Raw genomic sequence first — 7629 nt, forward strand, 5'->3', positions numbered from 1 at the left:
GAGGCTCGCGGCTACCCCCAGCCGCGCGCCTCATGCGCCGCCCGGCCGCCGACGACCTTTCCGCCTGCCATCGTGAGCGTGTCGTGGGCGCGCGCGGCGGCGTCGCGCGTCGCCATCACCACCGTCTGTCCCAGGTCCTCGGCCAGCTCCGCGAGCAGATCGAGGACCCCGGCGGCGGGGCCGGGCCCGAGCCCTCCAACGGGCTCGTCCGCGAACAGGACCGCGGGCCGGGCCGCGAGCGCCCGGACGACGGCGGCCCGCTGCCGCTGCTCCCCGGACAGCTCGGCGGGCCGGAGATGGAGCCGGTCGGCCAGCCCCGCCCGGCCGACCAGCTCCCGCAGCCACGCCCGGTCCGGGCGGAGCCGCGCCAGGCGGAGCGGCAGGGCGAGGTTCTGCTCGACGGTGAGCGACGGCAGCAGGTTGCAGGAAGGGAAGACGTGACCGGCGTTCGCGCGCCGCCACTCGTCACGCTCGATCTCGCCGAGCGCGGTGACGTCCACGCCGTCGACGGTGACCGTGCCGGAGGTGGGCAGGTCGAGGGCGGACGCGCAGTGCAGCAGCGCGCTCTTGCCCGACCCCGGCGGCCCCACCACGGCGAGGAACCGCCCGGCGGTGACGGTGAGCGATACGTCGTCGAGCGCGACCGTCCCGCCGTGGAACTTGCTGACGTGCTCCAGAGTCACGGCTCCGGTCACGCGCCGCGCCTGTTGCGGTGGTCGACGACGAGGCCGGCGATGCACGCCAGGGCGAGCACGCCGGTGGCGGCGCCGACGAGCATGCCCCACCCGCCGACGGCGTTGGCGACGACGTTGGCCGCGGCGCTGACGAGCAGGCCGGTCCACAGGGCCATACGCGGCATGACGGACTTCTGGGCGGCGGAGGAATTGTATGAATCAGTCATGGCGGCAACGTTAGGAACGGCGCAGCCCCCGGAGAATCCCGCCCGCTGCCCTCTCCGCGGTACAGCAGGCTGGAGTGACGGCCTGTCCGGTTGTCCGTAGATTGGCCGGTGATGATGAGAAACGCCGTCGAGGCGCTCGACCGCCTCGCGGGCGGCCTCGGCACCGCCGTGCTCGCCCTGGCCACCGTGGCCTGCTGGGTGATCGTCGGCACGGCGTCGCTGTTCTGGATCGGCCTGCCGCTGCTGCCCTCGGTGATGGCGATGACCAGGGTGGTGGCGGACAAGGAGCGGGTCAGGCTGGGCCGCTGGGGCGAACAGGCGCTGAGCCCGTACGAGACCTCCATCGAAGATCTGACCTGGCAGGACGCGGTGCGCGCCGCCCGGCGCGACCCGGCCACCTGGCGCGACCTGCGCTGGCTGTGCCTGCACGCGACGTCCGGCCTCGTGCTGGGGCTGCTCGGCATCGCCTTCCCGGTCATGGCCGTGCGGGACCTCTCGTTCCCCCTGTGGTACGGGCTGCTTCCCGAGACCGAGACGACCAGCACCATGTACCTGCCGGTCGACTCATGGACGGGCATCGCGGGCACGGCGCTGATCGGCCTGGTCTGGGCGCTGCTCAGCCTGACGATCGGCCCCGGCATGGCCAGGCTGCAGGCGCTGCCCGGGCGGCGGCTGCTGCCGCCGCACCCGTCGGTCGACCTGTCGCACCGGATCGCCCAGCTCACCGCCACCCGGGCAGGCGCTCTACAGGCGCACGCCGCCGAGCTGCGCCGCATCGAGCGCTCGCTGCACGACGGCGCGCAGAACCGGCTGGTGGCCGTGGTCGTGCTGGTCGCGGCCGCCAAGCGGGCGCTGGAGCGCGATCCCGCGACGGCCGGCCCGGTGCTGGACCGCGCCCAGGAAGCCGCCGAGACGGCGCTGACCGAGCTGCGCGGCGTGGTGCGCGGCATCCTGCCGCCGATTCTGCAGGACAGGGGCCTGGCGGGCTCGCTCGCCGCGCTGGCCTCCGACTGCCCGGTGCCGTGCAAGGTGTCGGTGGGCGAACTGGGCGCGCTGCCGCTGTCGGTGGAGACCACCGCGTACTTCACGGTGGCGGAGGCGCTCACCAACGTGGCCAAGCACAGCGGCGCCACGCACGCCCGGGTGGCGCTGCACCGGCGCGGCGACACGCTGCGCGTCGAGATCGAGGACGACGGGCACGGCGGCGCGGCGGAGCGGGACGGCTCCGGCCTGGCGGGCATCCGCCGCCGGGTGGCGGCGCACGACGGCGTCCTCACCCTGGACAGCCCGGCAGGCGGGCCGACGAGAATCGAGGTGGAGTTGCCGTGCGTGTCGTGATCGCCGAGGATGACGCTCTGTTGCGCGAAGGGCTGGCGCTGCTGCTGGGCGGTGAGGGGTTCGAGGTGGCCGCGGCCGTGCCCGACCCGGACGCGTTCATGAAGGCGGTGGCCGAGCACCACCCGGACGTGGCGGTGGTGGACGTGCGGATGCCGCCCACCCACACCGACGAGGGCATCAAGGCGGCGGTCGAGGCCAGGCGGCTGCACCCGGAGCTGGCGGTGCTCGTGCTGTCGGCGTACGTGGAGCAGGCGTTCGCCACCGAGCTGCTGGCCGGCGGCGCGAACGGGATCGGCTACCTGCTGAAGGAACGGGTGGGCCGGGTCGGCGAGTTCATGACCGCGCTGGAGCGGGTGGCGGCCGGCGGCACCGCCATCGACCCGGAGGTGGTGGCCCAGCTCTTCACCCGCCGCGACGGGCCGCTGGACCGGCTCACCGCCAGGGAGCTGGAGGTGCTCGCGCTGATGGCCGAGGGCCTGGGCAACACGGCCATCGCCGAGCGGCTGGTGGTCACGGAAGGCGCCGTGCACAAGCACATCCGCAGCATCTTCGCCAAGCTCGACCTGTCACCCGCCGACCGCGTCGACCGCCGCGTCGCCGCCGTCCTCCACTACCTGAACGCCTGACCCCGGCCCTGCCCGTCGCCTCCGGCGGATCGTCGGCCCGAGAAGCCCCACGCATGCGCCGGGGAGGATGTCCCGTACACGAGCCCGACCAGCGGACGCGGCGTCTTGCCCTGGATGGAGTGGCCGCTCGTAAGGGGTGCCGCTTGGAGGGTGGGGTGGTCTCCCGGAGGATGCGTGCGCTGCCTTGAAGGGGTGCTGGGCCAGGAGCGCGCTCTCTGCGGGGTTGCGCTGCGCACCTGGAGGGTGGGTTGTCCTGCGGAGGGGTCCTGCGAAGAGGTGGATGGGTCCGGGTGTTGGGGGCGGGGTGTGATAATCCGTGCGTGGTGGGGTGTTCCAGGCGGGCGCTGTTATGGGCGGGGGTCGGGGCGCTGGTTCCGGCTCGGGGCGGGGGGAGTATGTCGCCTGGGGCGTTCGCGGGGGTGCGGCGGCGGTGGCGGGAGGTGACCGTCGATCCCGCGTACCCGGTGGGGCCGGCGAGGCGGCGGCTGGCGGAGATGGCGCCCACCGGCCGCCATCTGTGGCCGGATCTGCCGTACCCGTCCCTGAGCGCGACCCCGGGGCGGCTGCTCGCGATGGCGCGGGCGTACGCGGTGAGCGGCGACGCGCGGCTGCGCGCCGGGGTCGAGACCGGCATCGGCCACTTCTGTGAGCACGTGTACGCGGCCGGGGCGGACCCGGTGGGCAACTGGTGGGACTGGGAGATCGGCGCGCCGAAGCGGCTGCTCGACGCCGCCGTCCTCGTCGGCCTGTCGGGGCGGCAGGGCGGCGCGTTGCTGGAGGCCGTCGACCACTTCGTCCCGCCCGACCGGCTGCGCGACTACGGCGGCACCAGCACGGGCGCGAACCGGGTGGACCTGTGCCTGGTGACGCTGCTGCGCGCGGTGCTGGGCGCGGACGCGGAGCGGGCGGACCTCGCGGTGCGGGCGCTCGCGCCGGTCTTCCGGTACGTGACGGAAGGCGACGGCTTCTACCGGGACGGCTCGTTCCTCCAGCACGACACCGTCCCCTACCAGGGCGGTTACGGGCTCGTACTGCTGGAAGGGGTGGCGACGCTGTTCGCGGTGCTGCGCGGGAGCCCGTGGGAGGTCGCCGACCCGAACCGGCGGATCGTGTACGACAGCGTGGAGCGGTCGTTCGCCCCGTTCACGCACGCCGGTCACGTCATGGACCTGGTGAGCGGCCGGGGCATCGCCAGGGACCCGTCCGGCGGCGAGCTCAGGTTCCGCCGCCTGGCCGGCGCCGTGAGGCGGCTGGCCCTCACCGCCACGCCCGCCGAGCGCCGCCGCTGGCGAACCCTGGTGGACGGGGCCGGCGAGCAGCCCACGGGGCACCGGCTGTTCCCGATGAGCGCCCGCGCCGTGCACCGCGCGCCCGGCTGGTGCGCGGCGCTCAGCATGTCCTCCGACCGGATCGCCCACTACGAGCACGGCAACGGCGAGAACCTGCGCGGCTGGCACACCGGCTCGGGGATGCTCTATTGGTGGGGCGAGGGCCACGGGGCCCACTACGCCGACGGGTTCTGGGCCACCGTCGACCCCTACCGGCTGCCGGGCACCACCGTCTCGACCCGGCGGCTGCCCGACGGCGCGGGCGAGGCGTGGGGCGGCGCGTGCCCGCCGTTCCGCTGGGCCGGCGGAGCCACCGACGGCCGTTACGCGACCGCCGGCCAGCACCTGCGCGGGCTGGAGTCCACGGTGGAGGCGTTCAAGTCGTGGTTCTTCCTCGACGACGCGGTGGTCTGCCTGGGCGCGGGCATCACCGGCAGGGACGGCGCGCCGGTGGAGACCGTGGTCGACAACCGCCGCACCGCCGCGCTCCTCACCGTGGACGACGCGAACGGCTGGGCCCATCTGGCGAGACACGGCGGCTACGTCGTCCGCGACGGCGGCGTGCTGCGCCGCCTGCGCGAGCACCGGCCGGGCGGCGGGATGACGCGCCCGTACGTCACGCTCTGGCTCGGTCACGGGCTGGACCCCGGCGACGCCCGCTACGACTACCTGCTGCTGCCGAACGCCACCGTGGCGGCGACCAGGGCCCGCGCCGCCGACCCCGGATGGGCGCGGGTGCTCGCCAACACGACCTCCCAGCAGGGCGTGCACGTGCCGTCGGCGGGGGTGACGGCGGTCAACTTCTGGCAGCCGGGCACCGCGGGCCCGCTGTCGGCGTCCGGGCCGTGCGCGGTGCTCGTCACCGAGCGCGGCGACGGCTCGGCCACCGTCACCGTGTCCGACCCGCGCCGCGACCTGACGGAGCTGACCGTCACCTGGAACCGCCCGGTGGCGGCGGTGACGGGACGCCCGGCGGCCCTGACAGGGGCGCGGACGGGACGGCGGCTCAAGCTGACGTTCGGCCCGCTGCCGGACTCCGTGTCGGTCACCGTCCGGCCGGGCGGAGGCGGGTGAGATCTCGCGGTCTCTGACCGGCGGAAATTTCTCACACCCGGAGAGCCACGACGCGTGCGGCCCGAGTAGTTTTTCAGATCGGACCCCGGCCGTGATAGACGTCTCATGAGATGGTCTTGCAGGATTTGGCCAGCATGAGCTGGTAAGTCTGGTCGGCAGGTCCTAGATCCAACGAGTCAAGGATGTGCCCATGCGCGCCAGAGACCTGCTTGCCGACTATCCCGTCGTGACCCTTGAGACGCCTGTGCTCCAGGCAGCCCAGTTGCTCGCCGAGCAGGATCTGCCCGGTCTGATCGTCAAGAACGACGACCAGCTCACCATTCTGCCGGGCACGGAAGCACTGCGACTGGCCGTGCCGCGCTACATCATGGACGATCCGGCGCTGGCCCGGGTGGTCGACGAGGCGCACGCCGACGAGTTCCTGCGCGCGCTGGGCAGTCGTACGGTGCGCGAGGTGCTGCCCCGGGAGCGGCGGGAGCTACCCGTCACGGATCCTGACGCGACCGTGCTGGAGCTGGCCGCGCTGATGGCGCGCACCCGCAGCCCGTTGGTGGCCATCGTGGACAAGGGCCGGTTGCTGGGTGCGGTCACGCTGCAGGCGCTGCTGGACAGGATGCTAGGCACATGAGCCCGCTCGCCTGGGCGAGCGTCGCAGTGTTCGTGTCCGCCTACGCGCTGATCGCCACCGAGAAGGTGAACCGGGTGGCGGCGGCGCTGGGCGGGGCGTGGGTCATGCTGTTGATCCACGCGACCAACGCCGGGTCGGCGTTCTTCTCCGAGCATGCCGGGATCGACTGGAACGTCATCTTCCTGCTGCTCGGCATGATGGTCATCGTCGGGGTGCTGAAAGAGACCGGCGTCTTCGAGTATCTGGCGATCTGGGCGGCCAAACGCGCCCAGGGGCGGCCCTTCCGGTTGATGGTCCTGCTGGTCCTGATCACGGCAGGCGCGTCGGCGCTGCTCGACAACGTGACCACGGTGCTGCTGATCGCGCCGGTGACGTTCCTGGTGTGCGAGCGGCTGGCCGTGTCGCCGGTCCCCTTCCTGATCGCCGAGGCGCTGGCCTCCAACATCGGCGGCGCGTCGACGCTGGTGGGCGACCCGCCGAACATCATCATCGCCAGCCGGGGCGGGCTGAGCTTCAACGACTTCCTCATCCACATGGCGCCCATGGTGATCGTGCTGGTCGCGGTGTTCGTGGGGCTCTGCTGGCTCATGTGGGGCCGGACGTTCCGGTACGACCCGGACCGGGCGCAGGAGGTCATGGCGCTGGACGAGAAGGAGGCGATCGCCGACCCGTGGCTGCTGTGGCAGTCGCTCGTCGTGCTGGTGCTGGTGCTGGCGGCGTTCGTGCTCCATCCGGTGCTGCACTACGAGCCGTCGGTGGTGGCGCTGCTGGGCGCCGGTGTGCTGGTGGCCTTCACCAAGGTGACCACGGAGAAGTCGCTGGCCGAGGTGGAGTGGCCGACGCTGGTGTTCTTCGCCGGGCTGTTCGTCATGGTCGGCGCGCTCGTCCACACCGGGGTCATCGACCAGGTCTCCAGGGCCGCCGTGGAGGCCACGGCGGGCCGGTTGGACGTGGCGACTATGGGGCTGCTGGGCGGTTCCGCCGTGGTGTCGGCGGTCGTGGACAACATCCCGTACGTGGCCACGATGAGCCCGATCGTGGCGGAGCTCGTGGCGGCGCAGGGCGGCGAGTCGGCGCAGGTGCTCTGGTGGGCGCTGGCGTTCGGGGCCGACCTGGGCGGCAACGCCACGGCGGTGGGCGCGGCGGCCAACGTGGTCGTGCTGGGCATCGCGGCCCGCAACGGCACGCCGATCAGCTTCTGGCACTTCACCAAGTACGGGGTGATCGTCACGGTCGTCACGGTGACCCTGGTGGCGCCGTATCTGTGGTTCCGATACCTGTAGAAACCCCCGCAAAGGTAAAATATTCGCCCCGAAAACCCCTATGCCATAGGGGATCCCGTCGTCGGGGCCCGTTCCGCGCTTGCCCTTTCCCTTGCGCGACGATTACCTTCGAACCCATCGATGGCACGCGCTTGAGCAGCGCTTTTAGGTAAGCCCCCGCGCGTTGCCGATGAATTGCCGAGACCGCGCCCACCCGCGCACATTGCGGGAACACGGCGCGGCCGCCGAATCCGCCCTCTGGCGGAACCGGGGACCCACCTTTCTCTGGGGTGAATCGGTCGCTCTTCACCAAGGGCGCGTCGTAGGGCACTTCCACGCCCGAACCCGACAGCTAACCCGGTAGGCGGCATGGAAGCAAGGAGCAATCCCCGAGCATGGTCAAGCACATCTTCGATCGCATCCCGTCCACCTCCCGCCTGGCCCTGGGCGCCACCCTGGCACTCGGCGCCGC

At 72.6% G+C, this 7629-nt stretch carries 7 protein-coding genes and 1 riboswitch; of the genes, 5 read left to right on the top strand and 2 right to left on the bottom strand.

The window, feature by feature from the left end; genetic code table 11:
- Positions 1–11: 11 nt before the first annotated feature.
- Together ABD999_RS43390 and ABD999_RS43395 are read right to left on the bottom strand one after the other, a co-directional pair.
- Positions 12–695 (bottom strand): ABC transporter ATP-binding protein, encoded by a 684-nt coding sequence (locus ABD999_RS43390; RefSeq protein WP_148035826.1) that lies wholly within the window; start codon positions 693–695, stop codon positions 12–14.
- Positions 692–901, bottom strand: coding sequence for a hypothetical protein (locus ABD999_RS43395; RefSeq protein ID WP_148035825.1), 210 nt, complete (start codon positions 899–901; stop codon positions 692–694). Before ABD999_RS43395 ends, ABD999_RS43390 begins: the two co-directional genes overlap by 4 nt.
- Positions 902–1012: 111 nt before the next feature.
- Here ABD999_RS43395 and ABD999_RS43400 point away from each other — a divergent pair, with 111 nt between their 5' ends.
- The 5 genes from ABD999_RS43400 (at position 1013) to ABD999_RS43420 (ending at position 7178) form a co-directional block, all read left to right on the top strand.
- Positions 1013–2239 carry a sensor histidine kinase gene (locus ABD999_RS43400; protein WP_271278713.1) on the top strand — a complete coding sequence of 409 codons (1227 nt, stop codon included), beginning with the start codon at positions 1013–1015 and terminating at the stop codon, positions 2237–2239.
- The gene (locus ABD999_RS43405; protein WP_148035823.1) at positions 2227–2865 is read left to right on the top strand and encodes a response regulator; all 639 of its coding nucleotides are present in this window, start codon (positions 2227–2229) and stop codon (positions 2863–2865) included. Before ABD999_RS43400 ends, ABD999_RS43405 begins: the two co-directional genes overlap by 13 nt.
- 395 nt (positions 2866–3260) lie before the next feature.
- Positions 3261–5267, top strand: a complete 2007-nt coding sequence (locus ABD999_RS43410) for a polysaccharide lyase 8 family protein (RefSeq protein ID WP_271278714.1) — start codon at positions 3261–3263, stop codon at positions 5265–5267.
- Positions 5268–5493: 226 nt separating this feature from the next.
- Positions 5494–5895, top strand: a complete 402-nt coding sequence (locus tag ABD999_RS43415) for a CBS domain-containing protein (protein ID WP_345483269.1) — start codon at positions 5494–5496, stop codon at positions 5893–5895.
- On the top strand, positions 5892–7178 hold the full coding sequence (locus tag ABD999_RS43420) for an ArsB/NhaD family transporter (RefSeq protein ID WP_148035821.1): 1287 nt from the start codon (positions 5892–5894) through the stop codon (positions 7176–7178). Before ABD999_RS43415 ends, ABD999_RS43420 begins: the two co-directional genes overlap by 4 nt.
- Before the next feature lie 212 nt (positions 7179–7390).
- Positions 7391–7539: riboswitch (cyclic di-AMP (ydaO/yuaA leader) on the top strand.
- Positions 7540–7629: the final 90 nt, after the last annotated feature.

Origin of the sequence: Nonomuraea ferruginea, from assembly GCF_039540635.1 — a bacterium.
In the GTDB taxonomy this organism is placed as follows: domain Bacteria; phylum Actinomycetota; class Actinomycetes; order Streptosporangiales; family Streptosporangiaceae; genus Nonomuraea; species Nonomuraea ferruginea.